12 protein-coding genes are annotated in these 14,319 nt (G+C 66.2%); 8 read left to right on the top strand and 4 right to left on the bottom strand.

Going from position 1 to position 14,319, the window contains the following annotated elements; translation table 11 throughout:
• The first annotated feature begins 348 nt into the window (after positions 1-348).
• Entirely contained in the window at positions 349-1,314 is a 966-nt protein-coding gene (locus ACWCIA_RS09735; protein ID WP_454162770.1) for an FKBP-type peptidyl-prolyl cis-trans isomerase, read from the top strand.
• Positions 1,315-1,333: 19 nt separating this feature from the next.
• Entirely contained in the window at positions 1,334-1,648 is a 315-nt protein-coding gene (locus ACWCIA_RS09730) for a hypothetical protein (protein ID WP_454162768.1), read from the top strand.
• Between the two features lie 9 nt (positions 1,649-1,657).
• Here the strand turns inward: ACWCIA_RS09730 and ACWCIA_RS09725 are convergent, their stop codons facing one another.
• Complete coding sequence (locus tag ACWCIA_RS09725) at positions 1,658-2,383, bottom strand: SDR family oxidoreductase (protein WP_454162766.1); 726 nt, start codon at positions 2,381-2,383, stop codon at positions 1,658-1,660.
• A gap of 151 nt (positions 2,384-2,534) precedes the next feature.
• Here ACWCIA_RS09725 and ACWCIA_RS09720 point away from each other — a divergent pair, with 151 nt between their 5' ends.
• Positions 2,535-3,524: a GGDEF domain-containing protein gene (locus tag ACWCIA_RS09720; protein ID WP_454162764.1), complete on the top strand. Its 990-nt coding sequence runs from the start codon at positions 2,535-2,537 to the stop codon at positions 3,522-3,524.
• 31 nt (positions 3,525-3,555) lie between these two features.
• Here ACWCIA_RS09720 and ACWCIA_RS09715 read toward each other — a convergent pair whose 3' ends face one another.
• Positions 3,556-4,809, bottom strand: a complete 1,254-nt coding sequence (locus ACWCIA_RS09715) for a hypothetical protein (RefSeq protein WP_454162762.1) — start codon at positions 4,807-4,809, stop codon at positions 3,556-3,558.
• Positions 4,810-4,926: 117 nt separating this feature from the next.
• Positions 4,927-5,976 (bottom strand): UDP-N-acetylmuramate dehydrogenase, encoded by a 1,050-nt coding sequence (gene murB, locus ACWCIA_RS09710; protein ID WP_454162760.1) that lies wholly within the window; start codon positions 5,974-5,976, stop codon positions 4,927-4,929.
• 153 nt (positions 5,977-6,129) lie between these two features.
• Between murB and ACWCIA_RS09705 the strand changes: the two genes are divergently transcribed.
• The 3 genes from ACWCIA_RS09705 (at position 6,130) to ACWCIA_RS09695 (ending at position 10,621) form a co-directional block, all read left to right on the top strand.
• Positions 6,130-6,615, top strand: coding sequence for a YajQ family cyclic di-GMP-binding protein (locus ACWCIA_RS09705; protein ID WP_379749437.1), 486 nt, complete (start codon positions 6,130-6,132; stop codon positions 6,613-6,615).
• A 193-nt stretch (positions 6,616-6,808) separates the two neighbouring features.
• Positions 6,809-8,074 carry a nitronate monooxygenase gene (locus ACWCIA_RS09700; RefSeq protein WP_454162758.1) on the top strand — a complete coding sequence of 422 codons (1,266 nt, stop codon included), beginning with the start codon at positions 6,809-6,811 and terminating at the stop codon, positions 8,072-8,074.
• A 141-nt stretch (positions 8,075-8,215) separates the two neighbouring features.
• Entirely contained in the window at positions 8,216-10,621 is a 2,406-nt protein-coding gene (locus tag ACWCIA_RS09695; RefSeq protein WP_454162756.1) for an EAL domain-containing protein, read from the top strand.
• 208 nt (positions 10,622-10,829) lie between these two features.
• Here the strand turns inward: ACWCIA_RS09695 and ACWCIA_RS09690 are convergent, their stop codons facing one another.
• A complete protein-coding gene (locus tag ACWCIA_RS09690) occupies positions 10,830-11,768 on the bottom strand; it encodes an exopolyphosphatase (protein WP_454162754.1) in 939 nt (312 codons plus the stop codon).
• 340 nt (positions 11,769-12,108) lie between these two features.
• On the opposite strand from ACWCIA_RS09690, the gene ACWCIA_RS09685 reads away from it, so the two are divergent.
• Both ACWCIA_RS09685 and ACWCIA_RS09680 read left to right on the top strand, forming a co-directional pair.
• Complete coding sequence (locus tag ACWCIA_RS09685) at positions 12,109-13,419, top strand: sensor histidine kinase (RefSeq protein ID WP_454162752.1); 1,311 nt, start codon at positions 12,109-12,111, stop codon at positions 13,417-13,419.
• 89 nt (positions 13,420-13,508) lie between these two features.
• Positions 13,509-14,270: a LytR/AlgR family response regulator transcription factor gene (locus ACWCIA_RS09680; RefSeq protein WP_454162750.1), complete on the top strand. Its 762-nt coding sequence runs from the start codon at positions 13,509-13,511 to the stop codon at positions 14,268-14,270.
• The last annotated feature ends 49 nt before the right edge of the window (positions 14,271-14,319 follow it).

The following is a 14,319-nucleotide window of genomic DNA, read 5'->3' as shown; positions in this document are numbered from 1 at the left end:
GTGTGCACAATATTTTCGCATTCACGATTCCGTCAATTTTCTGGACGGTTCGCCGGAGCGGTATTTCTCGGTTTCAATAACCGTCAATTACAAAAAATAAAGCCGCCCGGCGCATGAATGAGTTGATTACAAGAAATTCGGGATGAACTGGGAGATAAGCATATGCGCGCACCATCGGCTAATAATCGGGCTGTTCTTTTCTATAAACAAAGTAAAACAGCCGAGGGAGAGCTGGGGCATGGGGGCGCGCCGCTGTGCAAGGCCGTTGCCTTTGCCGCCTGCCTAAGTCTGAGCGCATGCGGCGGCGGGGGTGGCGGAGGGAGCGACAACGCCACCCAGGCGGTGGCCGTGACGCCGCCGCCGGCGGCGGCGACGCCACCGGTCGCGCCACCGGTCACGCCGCCTGTCACGCCACCGGCGACGCCTCCCGCCACCGCCTCGGTGCTCGTCAACTATGCCGGCACCTGGTACGGTCCCTGCCAGGGCCGCGTGCAGGATACGGCAACGCTGTCTACGGCGAGCGGCGGCGGCGACGCCCTGCAATTCAAGCTGGTCCGCAATTTCCATGACGCGATCGGATGCAGCGGCACGCCGATCGCTTCGGAAACCCTGAGCGCGGATTTCTCGCTGACCTACACCAGCACCAAGACCGCGACGGCAGTGCTGGCGCCGAGCACGGCGCAGGTGCAGGTCCCGCTCGACCTGGTGACGATCGCGATACCCGCCTACACCCGCACCCGCAGCGGCCCGGCCGTGACGGCGACGTTGGAAAACGGCGTGGCCGGCTGGTGCATCGCCTATTCCGACGGGCCGGTATGCACGACCAACGCGGGCCAGCTGCCGGCGGCAAGCGCGCCGGGTGCGCTCTACCTCGACAAGGGCGAGCTGGTGATCCTGTCGCCGGTGGGCGGCGGCTACCTGGCCGACACCCGCTACACGAAGGACCGCGCCAGCACGCCGCTGGGCCAGGGCCCGGCCTTCCAGCGCATCGATACCGTAACGGGCACGGGCGCGCTGGCGACTTCCGGGCGTACCCTGACCGTGAATTACACCGGCTGGCTGTACGACGCGAGCAAGGCCGACTTCAAGGGCACCCAGTTCGACACCTCGGCCGGCCGCACGCCCTTCACCTTCCGGCTCGGCTCCAGCCAGGTCATCCAGGGCTGGGAGCAGGGACTGATCGGCATGCGCGTCGGCGGCAAGCGCACCCTCATTATTCCCGCGTCGATGGCCTATGGGCGCGCCGGCAGCGGCACCTCCATCCCGCCCGATGCACCCCTGATCTTCGAGGTCGAGCTGATCAACGTGCAATGAGGTAAGCCGTATGAGCAGCATGCCGACACCGCCTGGCCTGGCGCCAGGCGGTCAGGCGACGCCATGCCCCGAGGAGACAGCGGTGGAGCACGTGTTCGTCGAGCGCGGCCAGGACAGGCGCGCCGACCCGGTGCTCGGCGCCCTCGTCGACGTGGCCATCGCCTATCGCGACAACCTCGGGTGGCGGGTTGCCGAAGCCTTCCTGCGCGAGACCGGTGTGCCCGAGACGCTGGCGCAGCGCGTGTTCGAGCGCACCGCCCGCCAGCGCTCGCTGGTGCCGCGGCGCTGGACGCCGCGCGCGGCGGTCGACCCGGTGCTTGGCGCTTCGCTGTAGAGCGCTCCGTCAGGCGTTACGGAGGTCGTCGACCGGTTTGCTGCCGAATCCGGGCGCCAGCAGGTAGTCGACCAGGGCCGCGGCGCAGGCCTCGGGCGAGCTCAGCGCCCCTTCCTGCTTCAGCTGCACGAAACGCTCCTTCATGGGAAAGCGCGCCTCCGGCGTGGCCCGGATCTCGGCCTGCATGCCGGTGTCGATCACGCCCGGCGCCAGGCTGCAGGCGCGTACCGCCGGGTCGGCGTCGAGCGCCACCGCCTCCGCATGGCGGTCGAGCGCGGCCTTGGTGGCGCAGTAGACGCTCCAGCCGGGATAGGCGCCGCGGCCCGCCCCGCTCGACACGTGCAGAATGCGCCGGTGGGCGCCGGGGCTGGCGCGCACGGCGGCGGCAGCCAGCGCCAGCGGCGCAGCCACGTTCAGGGTCACCGCCTTGACCGCCTCCAGCGGGTCCTGCTCGGCCAGCGGCCCGACCGGCCACACCACGCCGGCGTTGTTCACCAGCAGCACGGCGCCCTCGCCCGCCACGAAGCCCGCCAGCGCGCCGCCGGCCAGCCACTGCGCCAGCACGGCGCCGTCGGACAGGTCGACCTCGATCTCGCGCAGCAGGTCCGGGAAGCGCCCGGCCAGGCCGGGTGCGCGGTGGCGGGCCAGACCCAGTACCGGAATGCCGCGCGCGAGCAGCTCGGCGGCGATGGCGGCGCCCAGGCCCTTGCTGTGGCCGGTGACGATGGCTTTCATGCTGTTCTCCTCGTGATCGAATGGGGCAGGATAGCCGATCCCCGGGCCAGGCCGCAGACCGTTGTAAGCAGGCACAACCGATAGGCTAAATGCAACAATTTGTCATGGCCTCGGGGTAGAATGTGCCGCCCAGTCCACCTCAGCCGATCCGATGTCACCAGTCCTCGCATTCCAGTCGTCCCACACCCCGTGCCGCGTGCTGCTGGTGGGTGCGCCGCCTTTCGCCGCGGCCCTGCGCGAAATGCTGGCCGATGCCGGCGACATCGAACTGGTGCTGGCCGATGCCGCCGGCGCCGCCCGCCAGGCGGCCAGCGTGCGCCCGGCGGTCGTCGTGCGCGCCCTGTCGGGGGCCGAGGACTGCAGCGATTTCGTGCGCGCCTGCCGCGGCGACGAGGCGCTGCGCGCCCTGCCGCTGCTGGTGCTCGCGCCCGGCTGCGACGGCCGCCATCGCGACGCCGCGTTTGCCGCCGGCGCCACCGACTACCTGTCGACGCTGCCGGGCAGCGCCGAGCTGCTGGCGCGCCTGCGCTACCACGCGGCCGTCAGCCGCGCCGAGGACGAGCACGCCGAGACGCTGCGCCGCCTGCGCGACAGCCAGGACACCCTGGGCCGCATCCAGGCCCAGCTCGACCGCCATGCCGGCGTCGATCCGCTCACCGGCATCCCCAGCCGCAACCGCTTCGAGGAAACGGCGCAGGGCGAATGGGCGCGTGCGCGCCGCAACGGCCAGCCGCTCTCGCTGCTGGTCTGCGACATCGATCAGTTCCGCCATTTCAACGAACGCCTCGGGCGCGACGCGGGCGACCTGTGCCTGCGCAAGCTGGCCGGCGTGCTGACCGGGCAGCTCAAGCGCCCGTCCGACCTGGCCGCGCGCTACGACGGCAAGCGCTTCGCGATCCTGCTGCCCGATACCAAGCTCGATGGCGCGGTGCAGGTGGCCGAAGCCTGCCGCGGCGCGCTGGAGCGCCTGGCCATGTCGCACCCGCTGCCCGAGCGCCGCATCGTGACCATGTCGATCGGCGTGGCGACGACGGTGCCGGCCGGCGACGACGTGTTCGAGGCCGTGGTCGCGCGTGCCGAGGAGGCGGTGGGCGCGGCCAAGGCGCGCGGGCGCAACCGCGTGGCGGCCTTCCGGGTCTGATTCCCGCGGGGCGCCGGCCCTGCCGCACCGCCTATTTCCGGGTCTTGCATTTCGCATCCTTTTTCGGATCGCAAAGGGTTTCATCAACCTTGTCGCTCAGGTCCATCAAGGCCTTCTGTTGGTTGGAAAGGATCAGCTGCAGTGCCTTCATGTCGGTGGTGCTGACATCGAGGGTGCGCGCGACGACGCTGGGCTCGGGGCTGCCGATACCCGTTATCTTGTCGAGCTCTTCGCGTTTCTGTGCAGGCGTGAGCTTTTTATCGGCAATGATATTGTCCAGGTAATTTTTCGCGACGGTGTTCTGGAGCTGCAGCCGCTCGTTGGCGATCCCCATGCGGCGCATGCAGGCTTCGCGCATGTTGCGCGGGTCGGCGTTGGCGCCGGCCGGCTGCGCGGCAGCCGCGTGCGCGGCCTCCTGCGGGCCGGCGAAGTTCACGATGCACAGCTGGAGAAAATCGTCCGTGAGTGTCACGTTGTCGACGATGTGCTGGACGACGCTGGCGACTGAAGAGACGCCCGGCTGGGTGCCGGCCGGCTTCGCTTCGCTTGTTTCGCCGGAGGCCGTGGCCGCGACTTTTTCCGGTTCCGCGCCTTTCAGCGACTGCAGGATCTCATCGTTCTGCTTTTTCAGGCGGTCGATTTCCGCCTGGACCGCCTTCTTTTTCTCGTCCTCGAGTTCGGGCGTCGCCTTTTCTTTTTCCAGGGCGGCGATCGTATTCTTGTTCTCGCCGTAGACGCTTTGCAGAAAGGCGGAGGTCGAACCTTTGGCCGAGCCGGCCGCGCTGACGATGGCAGCCGATGCGCTCATGGCGCCGGTCAGCTGTTCGATCGCCAGCAGTGCCGCGGTCTGCTTCTGGTAGCGTCGGATCAGCAGGTTGTATTCGGCGGCGCTGATCGCCCGGTTCATGTAGGCTTCGCACGCCCGGAAGAACTGGTCGCGCAAGAGCTGGATGCTCTGGGTGCGCAGGCCGACATATGCGGCGCTCTCCGCACTGCCGAAACTCCCGCCCAGCGCTTTCCCGCCTGGAAAACTCCCCTGGGCCGCCAGGTCGAAGGCATAGGCGGAGAGCGCATCCGGGCTCGGTTCGGCGCAGACGACGGGATGCGACTGCGTACCGGTGGCATTCAGAACAGGCATCGTCGACGCCAGGATGGCGCGCTGTTTTATGTCGATCAGGACGCCCTGTCCCTGGGTGGTATCGAGGGTGCGATGGACGCTCGAAAAATTCCCGCATCCCGCCAGGCCGAGTACGCACAACAGACTTGCTGCAAGAGAGGTTTTCATCGCAGGCGCCCGTATTGACAATGGTGGAAATGATATTAATGAAGAGTTCCTTGCAACTCAAGCATTATTAACATTTCGACACATGCGCGCGTTGTCGCCTGGCCGCGCAGCCGCGGCTCAAACGAAGACGGGTTCCGGCTCCAGCGCCACCCCGAAGCGCTCCTGGACGTCGTCCTGGATCGCGCGCGCCAGCGCCATGACCTCGGCGCCCGTCGCCCCGCCATTGTTGACCAGCACCAGCGCCTGCTTCGGGTAGACCCCGGCCGCGCCCAGTCCCTTCCCTTTCCAGCCGCACTGGTCGATGAGCCAGCCCGCGGCCAGCTTTTCGCTGCCGTCCGGCTGGCTGTGGTGCACCAGCTGCGGGTGGCGCGCGAGCAGGGTCGCGCATTGTTCGGCGCTGACGACCGGGTTCTTGAAGAAGCTGCCGGCGTTGCCGATCTCGGCCGGGTCGGGCAGCTTGCGGCGGCGGATCGCGACGACGGTGTCGCCCACCTGGCGCGGGGTCGGCTCGGCGATGCCGGCCGCCTCCAGCACACGGGCCAATTCCTGGGCCAGTTCGGCGTAGCGCAGGTTCGGGCGCCAGGCGCGCGGCAGGGCGAAGGTCACGTCGAGCACGACCAGGCCGGCGCCCTCGGGCTGCTTGAAGACGCTGTCGCGGTAGCCGAAACGGCACTCGTCCCCGTTCATGGTGCGCGTCGTGCCGCTGGCCGGGTCGAACACCGTCAGCGAATGGAAGACGTCCTTGATCTCGAGACCGTAGGCCCCGATGTTCTGGATCGGCGCGGCGCCCACGGTGCCGGGAATGAGCGACAGGTTTTCCAGCCCGCCCAGCCCCTGGTCAATGGTGTAGTCGACGAAGGCGTGCCAGTTCTCGCCGGCACCGGCGCGCACCAGCACATGGTCACCCTGTGCGCCCTCCTCGCCCACGATGGCGCGGCCGGGAATGGCCATGTGCAGCACCAGGGCGTCGACGTCGCGCGTGAGCAGGACGTTGCTGCCGCCGCCGAGGACGAAGCGCGGCAGGCTGGCCAGCGCAGGGTCCCCATGCAACTGCAGGAGCTGGGCCGGGTCGGTCACGCGCAGGTAGCGCCGTGCGCGCGCCGGCAGGCCGAAGGTATTGAAGCGTTGCAGAGGGACGTCGTGTTCGATGGGCAGGTCGGGGTGCATGGACTCGAAGGCAGGGCGGAAAACGCTTCGATTATAGAGGCAAGCCCGGCGCTGCCGGGAGTCGGCTCATACTAAACGGTCGTTCTATTCGGCCTTGTCCGTTAAAATACCGCCAATCCCAAAATCAGCAGCAACAAATAAAAGGAAACCGCCATGCCATCGTTTGACGTGGTCTGCGAAGCAGACATGGTCGAAGTGAAGAACGCCGTCGAGCAATCGAACAAGGAAATCACCACCCGCTTCGACTTCAAGGGCAGCTCGGCCAAGGTCGAGCAGAAGGAGCGCGAACTGACCCTGTTCGCCGATTCCGACTTCCAGCTGAGCCAGGTACGCGACGTGCTCGTCAACAAAATGACGAAGCGCAAGGTCGACGTGCGCTTCCTCGACGAGGAAAAGATCGAGAAGATCGGCGGCGACAAGGTCAAGCAGGTCATCAAGGTGCGCAACGGCATCGAGACCGAGGACGCCAAGAAGATCACCAAGGCGATCAAGGAAAGCAAGATGAAGGTGCAGGCCAGCATCCAGGGCGAAACCGTGCGCGTCACGGGCGCCAAGCGCGACGACCTGCAGGCCGCGATGGCCCTGCTGCGCAAGGACATCCAGGACTTGCCGCTGGCATTCAACAATTTCCGTGATTAATCCGGCAGTCGATTAATCGAAATTTCGAATATATCCGGGCCGCGCCGTGGGTGCCCCGGGCCGCGCCCGCACGCCTCGTTCCACCCCAAGGTGCTTGGGGTAGAATGAAGGCTGCACGAACTCGCTTTTTTTGCAAGAGCGCGCAGACCGCGCGGCTTTGAGCGAACGCAACTTTGGTAGTCTAAGGATAGCAATGAAACGTGTTGATGATTTCCGCCTGCGTCTGGGCAACAAGGAATATGTGCCCATCATGATCGGCGGAATGGGCGTGGACATTTCGACCTCCGAGCTGGCGCTGGAAGCGGCCCGCCTGGGCGGCATCGGCCATATCTCGGACGCGATGGTGCAGGACGTGTCGGACCGCAAGTTCGATACCACCTTCGTCAAGGACAAGACCAAGCTCTACAAGTTCAACATCAACAACATGGACAAGGCCGTGGTGCAGTTCGACCTCGAGCGCCTGGCCGAGGCGACCCGCCTGCACGTGGGCGCGACGATGGCGGCGAAAAAGGGCGATGGCCTGATTTTCGTGAACTGCATGGAAAAGCTGACCATGAACGCGCCGAAGGAAACGCTGCGCACGCGCCTGTCCTCGGCCCTGGACGCCGGCATCGACGGCATCACCATGTCGGCCGGCCTGCACCTCGGTTCGTTCGAGCTGATCAAGGACCATCCGCGCTTCCGCGAAGCGAAACTCGGCATCATCGTGTCCTCGGTACGCGCGCTGCAGCTGTTCCTGCGCAAGGTCTCGAAACTGAACCGCCTGCCCGACTTCATCATCGTCGAAGGTCCGTTGGCCGGCGGCCACCTGGGCTTCGGCTTCGACTGGGCGAAATACGACCTGCACACGATCATCGACGAGATCCTCGCCTACATGCGCGCGGAAAACATCGACATCCCGCTGATCGCGGCCGGCGGCGTGTTCACCGGCTCGGACGCGGTCAGCTTCCTCGAAAAAGGCGTGGGCGGCGTGCAGGTGGCGACCCGCTTCACCGTGACCCGCGAGTGCGGCCTGCCCGACAACGTCAAGCAGGAGTATTTCCGCGCCAGCGAGGAAGACATCATCGTCAACGGCATTTCGCCGACCGGCTACCCGATGCGCATGCTGAAAAGCACGCCGGCCATCGGTTCCGGCATCCGCCCGGGCTGCGAGTCCTACGGCTACCTGCTGGACGCGACCGGCAACTGCGCCTACATCAACTCGTACAACCGCGAAGTGGCGGCCAATCCGGACCTGAAGAATCCGCCGGTGATGGACAAGACCTGCCTGTGCACGCACATGCGCAACTTCAACTGCTGGACCTGCGGCCACTACACCTACCGCCTGAAGGACACGACCCATAAACTGGCGGACGGCAGCTACCAGATCCTGAGCGCCGAGCACGTGTTCAAGGACTACCAGTTCAGCACCGGCAACGAGATCGCCCTGCCGGAGCGCCAGGAGACGGCAGCGGCCTGATCCCTGCCCTCCTTTATCATATGAAAAAGCCACCGCCCACGCGGTGGCTTTTGTTTTTACACAGACGCGACAAAACTTCGGGAACGCGTGTACGCTTAGCGAGTCCAACTGAGGATGCCCACTTATCGAAAGGCGCCCAGCATGACCTCGCCCGTTCCGAGTTCCCGTGTCGCGTTCCTGGTCGACGAGTTCGGCATCATCGCGGCCTGGAACGACGCGTGCGAACGGCTGCTCGGGTTCACGGCGGAGGCGGCAATCGGCCAGCCGCTCTGGTCCTTGCTCATCGGTACCGATCCCGCCGACAGCAACCAGCGCTGGCATGGCCTGGCCGAGAACCACGGGCATACCAATCCGGTGGTCATGCGCCATGCGGACGGCGGCATGGTCAAGGCCGACCTCGCTCTCCTGCCCCAGGCCGGGCCCGACGGCAGCACCCACTTCTGGGTCGCCGCCATCGACAACGTCCACGACGATTCCACGCCCGAGTCGGTACTCGTCGGGCGCACCCCGCTCGCGCGCCTGGTCGACGTCCTGCCCGGCACCTTCTATGCGATCAACCGCGACGGCCGCTTCGTCCTGTGGAACCGCAACCACGAGCGCGTCACGGGCCTCACCACCGAGGAAACCGGCGCCACCTACGCCCTCGAACTGTTCGACCTCGCCACCCGGCCCCTGATTGCCGAGAACATACGCCGGGTATTCGAGGACAACGAGGAAGTCCTGCTCGAGGCCGACGTCATCTCGCGCACCGGCCAGGAAACGCCGATGCTGCTGTGCGGTTCGCGCATCAATTGCAACGGCGGCCAGTACCTGTTCGGCATGGGGCTCGACATCTCCGAGCGGCGCCGCCAGGAACGCGCCCTGCGCCTGCGCGAACGCGCCCTGCACGCCGCCAACAACGGCATCGTCATCACCCGCATCGACGGCCACGACTGCCCGATCGAATACGTCAACCCGGCCTTCGAGCGCATCAGCGGCTACCCGGCCGCCGAGGTCATCGGCCGCGACTCGCGCTTCATGGCCGCGCCCGGCATGGACAGCAACGAACGCGCCCGCGTGCGCGACGCGATCGCCGCGCGCGAACCGGTCAATGTGGTGTTCCGCAACCTGCGCAAGGACGGCGAGCTGTTCTGGAACGACCTGAGCATCACGCCGGTGCTCGACGAACATGGCGAGGCCACCCATTTCATCGGCATCATCATGGACGTCACCGCGACCAAGCAGCGCACGGCCCACCTCGAGCACGAGGTCAACCACGACGCCCTCACCGGCCTGGCCAACCGCAACCTGCTCTGGGACCGGCTCGAGCAGGCGCTGCACCTGTCGCAACGCCAGAAGTCGCTCGTCGCCGTCGTCCTCATCGACCTCAACAATTTCAAGACCATCAACGACAGCTTCGGCCACGAGGCGGGCGACGTCGTGCTCAAGGTGGTGGCGCGCCGCCTGCAGGCCTCGGTGCGCGACAGCGACACGGTGGCGCGGCTGTCCGGCGACGAATTCGTGCTGGTGCTGGTCAACCAGCCCTCGCTGCGCTACACGCTGCGCATGATCGAGCGCCTGCGCCAGGGGCTGACCCAGCCGGTCTCCTTCATGCACAAGGAAATCGCCGTCGGCGCCAGCCTGGGGGTGTCCGTGTATCCGCACGACGGCAGCACGGCGGCCGACCTGATCCGCGCGGCCGACGTGGCGATGTACCACGCCAAGGCGACCGGGCGCGACGAAATCTATTTCTTCTCGACCGACATGAAGTCGACCACGGAAGCGCGCCACGCGCTCGACTCCGGCATGTCGCATGCCATCGAGCGGGGCGAACTGTTCATGCTGTACCAGCCCTCGATCGACGCGCGCACCGGGCGCGTCAAGTGCTTCGAGGCCCTGCTGCGCTGGCGCCACCCCCAGCACGGGGTGCTGCTGCCCTCCTCCTTCCTGCAGGAAGCCGAGGAAAACGGCCGCATCGTCCAATTCGGCGCCTGGGTGCTCGACCAGGCCTGCGTCTTCCTGCGCGACCTGAAGGAACTCGGCGTGACCGACGTGCCGGTGGCGGTGAACGTCTCGGCGCGCGAATATGGCCAGCAGGATTTCGTCTCCGGCATCGCCTCGCGCCTGTCGCACTACGGGCTGGCGCCCGACAGCCTGCAGATCGAGCTGCGCGAGGAAACCCTGATCCGCAATCCCGGCCAGGTGCGCGACCTGGCCAGCCAGCTGCGCCAGCTGGGGCTGACGCTGTCGGTGGACGAATTCGGCCACGGCATGTCCGACCTCGGCTTCCTGCGCGAACTGTGCGTGGGGCAGCTCAAGCTGGCCAAGGAAGCGGTGCACGCAATCGCCGACGACGAGCCGGAAGGCGAAGGCAGCACCATGGCGCGCACCCTGATCGACATCGGCCACAACCTCAACATGCCCGTCATCGGCGAGGCGGTGGAAACGCGCGCCCAGATGGAGTTCCTGGCTTCGCACGGCTGCGAGGCGCTGCAGGGGATGCTGTTCAGTGAGCCGATGGCGGCCGAGGCGGCGCGGGACATGGTGCGGGACCGGATGCCGGCGTGAATGCGGCGCTGCGGAGCGGCGTTTTTTTTTGGGATTGCGTCGTGTTTCTTGTCCCGGGTTCCGCCGGCGTACGAACGCGTGGAGAGTCAGGACTCCACCCTACCGCGTTCGTAGGGTGGGGTCCTGACCCCACGCGTTTCGAAACCCTTGCACAGCGCCACCGTCGCGTCCAGCCAACCGTGCCCGATTGACCGGCGCGCAACCAGCCTCACCCCTCGGTCGTAATCCGGTGAATCAAGGCCCCCAGCACATCCTCTGCCATCTCGTTCGACACCTGGCAAGTCCCCGCATTCTCATGCCCGCCCCCGCCGTATTCCAGCATCAGCGAGCCGATATTCGTCTTCGACGTGCGGTTCAGGATCGATTTCCCGGTCGCGAACACGGTATTCTGGTTCTTCAGCCCCCACAGCACGTGGATCGAGATGTTCGTCTCGGGGAACAGGGCGTAGATGATGAAGCGGTTGCCGGCGAAGATGGTCTGCTCTTCGCGCAGGTCGAGCACGACCAGGTTGCGGTGCACGCGGGCGCAGCGGCGGATCTGCTCCTTGCAACGGTTGGCGTGCTCGAAGTACAGGGTCGTGCGTTCGCGCACGTCGGGCATGGCCATGATCTGGTCGATCGAATGCTGGCGGCAAGCCTCGATCAGGGCCATCATCAGCTGGTAGTTCGAGATGCGGAAATCGTGAAAACGGCCGAGGCCGGTGCGCGCGTCCATCAGGAAGTTCAGCAAGTTCCAGCCGGCCGGCTCCAGTACCTCTTCGCGCGAGAAACGGGCGCTGTCGGCCTTGTCGACGGCCGCCATCATGTCGTTCCAGGCGAGCGGGAAGACGCGCTCGCCGGCGTAGTGGTTCCACACCACGCGCGCGGCCGACGGGGCCTGGGGATCGATCACGTGGTTCGGGCGCAGGCCGGTGTTGCGGATGGTCTCGGACAGGTGATGGTCGAATGCCAGGTGGGCGCCGGCCACGTACGGCAGGTTGGTCGTGATGTCGCGCGCGCTGATCGCGATTTTGCCGTCCTGCATATCCTTCGGATGGACGAACAGGATCTCGTCGATCAGGTTCAGGTGCTTGAGCAGGACCGCGCACACCAGTCCATCGAAATCGCTGCGGGTAACGAGGCGGAATTGATTCGGACAAGCAGACATCGGCACACCCTTTCATTGAACGGTTTGGGCACAGCGAAGTGTTCGATCATACCGCGCCGAGTTTCCGATTGTCATTTTTCAGCGGGACTTTTAGCATTCGACAAGTGCAGGCAACACGCCGCCATGCATTCCACGCCCCGCATCCTGCAGGCTGTCGCAAAGCGACGCCCCGTCGGGACCGGGAGGGGTAAAGTTGCATCGTTCCAACAACATATTTTTCTCGCATAAGTGCTGCAATAGCTGACGCACCGTTTTCCCCTGCGGATCAGTTTTTCGGCACCGGGTTGCGGGGACGCGGTACACTCGCTCCCGCCCACGAATCGACGACCAGACCCTGACCATGCAAGCCCGTAGCTCCACCAACCATTACTTTGCCGGCATCCTCTCGTCGCTGTACCGCGCTTTCGACGCGGTCGCGACCTGGGTGACCCAATTGTCGTGGTGGATGTTTTTCCTGTTCGCGGCGCTGCTGCTCATTGCCGGCGCGATCCTGCAAGACATTTTGTTCTCCGGCGGCGACGCCGAGATCGCCGCGGCCGAGCGCGCCGCGCGGCGCGACCAGACCAGCATCGTGATCGACGACAGCGGCATCCGCTTCAACCCGCGCAACAAGCCGCACGTCCAGGCGCCCGAGGCGCCGTCCAACCCGCCGGCGGCGCCCGGCGCACCCGATGCTCCCGGTGCGCCGGATGCTCCGCCGGCGCCCGGGGCACCCGCCCAAGGCCCGGCGCTGTCCAGGGGCGTGCATCCGGACGACGGCACGGTCCACATCGAACTGCCGCCGCAGATCGCCGAAGACCTGTCGGTCGCCATCGAGGGCGCCGTCGACGATGCGGCGGAAGCGCGCGCATCGCGCTACCACAAGCAGGCCTCGCGCTGGTTCACCAGCTTCGTGCTGTTGCTGGTGCTGACCCTGTTCGGCATCAAGGCCCTGATGGGCGGCAAGAAGCGCGCCGAACTGCAAACCCAGTCCGCGAACGCCGCCGCCGAGCGCGAATCGATGCAGCGCCAGCTGTCGGAAGCGAAGATGCAGATGATGCAGGCGCAGGTCGAGCCGCACTTCCTGTTCAACACCCTCGCCTCGGTCGAGCACCTGATCGAGACCAATCCGCCGCGCGCCTCGGCCATGCAGCGCAGCCTGATCCAGTACCTGCGCGCGGTGCTGCCGCAGATGCGCGACAACACCCTGGTCACGGACCTCGGGCGCGAAGTGGACATGGTGACGTCCTACCTGGACCTGCTCAAGATGCGCATGGAAGAACGCCTGACGGTGGACATGCGCATCCCCGACAGCCTGCGCAGCGCCGCCTTCCCGCCGATGATGCTGCAGTCGATGGTCGAGAACGCCATCAAGCACGGCCTCGAGTGCAAGCCCGAGGGCGGCACCCTGAAGATCGTGGCCGACCTGGCCGACGGCAAGCTGCGCGTCACCGTCACCGACGACGGCGTCGGTTTCGGCGTGGTGCCGAGCAAGGGCACCGGCCTCGGCCTGCCGACCATCCGCGAGCGCCTGCGCCTGCTGCACGGCGACGGCGGCCAGCTGCACATCGCCGCCAACAGCCCGACCGGGGTGATCGCGATGGTCGAGGTGCCCTACCAGGTCTCGCGCGGCCCGGCCATCGGCGGGCCGGGCAGGCGCGACCTGGCATGAAGCGGCGCCGAGGGCAGCCCTCCGGCAGCTTGCCTGCCGCACGATTTCATTGAATAATTGTCACTCTCTCATCCCGACCGGACCCGACCATGCCTACCGCGATTATTGCCGACGACGAAAGATTGATGCGCGACCAGCTGCGCATGCGCCTGGAACAGGTGTGGCCCGAACTGGAAATCGTGGGCGAGGCCAAGAACGGCGAGGAAGCCGTGGAACTGGTCGGCCAGTGCAAGCCCGACCTGACCTTCCTCGACATCCGCATGCCCGGCAAGACCGGCATGGAAGCGGCGCGCGAGATCGGCGACCGCAGCCAGATCGTGTTCGTCACTGCCTATGACCAGTACGCGGTCGAAGCCTTCGAGCGCGGCGCGGTCGACTACGTGCTCAAGCCGTCCGAGCCGGAGCGCCTGAAGGTGACGGTGGAACGCCTGAAAACCCGCCTCGGCAAGCCCGGCGCGGTAGTCAACGACAGCGTGACCGCCATGCTGTCGCAACTGGCCGAAAAGATCGCGGCACCGAAACCCAAGCACCTGCAATGGATCCAGGCCAGCATCGGCCAGGACCTGCGCATGATCCCGGTCGAGGACATCCTGTTCTTCCGCTCGGACGAGAAATATACCTGCGTGCAGACCTCGACCTTCGAGGCCCTGATCCGCAAGCCCGTGCGCGACCTGGCCGACGAACTCGACCCCGCCCTGTTCTGGCAGATCCACCGCGCCACGCTGGTGAACGTCAACGCCATCGAAGGCGTGACCCGCGACATCCGCGGCCGCCACCTGGTGCTGGTCAAGGGCCGGCCTGAAAAGCTGGAAGTGAGCCGCAGTTTCCTGCATCTGTTCAAGCAGATGTAAGAAGCGACAAACGGGTTTTGTAGGGTGGGCACTTGTGCCCACGCGGTAT

Source organism: Massilia sp. SYSU DXS3249 (genome assembly GCF_053668055.1).
Note: the sequence above shows the minus strand (reverse complement) of the source record. Positions and strands in the feature narration are given on the sequence as shown.

What these genes read in the sequence shown, in the direction of transcription:
- ACWCIA_RS09730 (WP_454162768.1), top strand. Translation starts at nt 1,334, where the DNA reads ATGCCGACACCGCCTGGCCTGGCGCCAGGCGGTCAGGCGACGCCATGC.
- ACWCIA_RS09725 (WP_454162766.1), bottom strand. Translation starts at nt 2,383, where the DNA reads ATGAAAGCCATCGTCACCGGCCACAGCAAGGGCCTGGGCGCCGCCATC.
- ACWCIA_RS09720 (WP_454162764.1), top strand. Translation starts at nt 2,535, where the DNA reads ATGTCACCAGTCCTCGCATTCCAGTCGTCCCACACCCCGTGCCGCGTG.
- ACWCIA_RS09715 (WP_454162762.1), bottom strand. Translation starts at nt 4,809, where the DNA reads ATGAAAACCTCTCTTGCAGCAAGTCTGTTGTGCGTACTCGGCCTGGCG.
- murB (WP_454162760.1), bottom strand. Translation starts at nt 5,976, where the DNA reads ATGCACCCCGACCTGCCCATCGAACACGACGTCCCTCTGCAACGCTTC.
- ACWCIA_RS09705 (WP_379749437.1), top strand. Translation starts at nt 6,130, where the DNA reads ATGCCATCGTTTGACGTGGTCTGCGAAGCAGACATGGTCGAAGTGAAG.
- ACWCIA_RS09700 (WP_454162758.1), top strand. Translation starts at nt 6,809, where the DNA reads ATGAAACGTGTTGATGATTTCCGCCTGCGTCTGGGCAACAAGGAATAT.
- ACWCIA_RS09695 (WP_454162756.1), top strand. Translation starts at nt 8,216, where the DNA reads ATGACCTCGCCCGTTCCGAGTTCCCGTGTCGCGTTCCTGGTCGACGAG.
- ACWCIA_RS09690 (WP_454162754.1), bottom strand. Translation starts at nt 11,768, where the DNA reads ATGTCTGCTTGTCCGAATCAATTCCGCCTCGTTACCCGCAGCGATTTC.
- ACWCIA_RS09685 (WP_454162752.1), top strand. Translation starts at nt 12,109, where the DNA reads ATGCAAGCCCGTAGCTCCACCAACCATTACTTTGCCGGCATCCTCTCG.
- ACWCIA_RS09680 (WP_454162750.1), top strand. Translation starts at nt 13,509, where the DNA reads ATGCCTACCGCGATTATTGCCGACGACGAAAGATTGATGCGCGACCAG.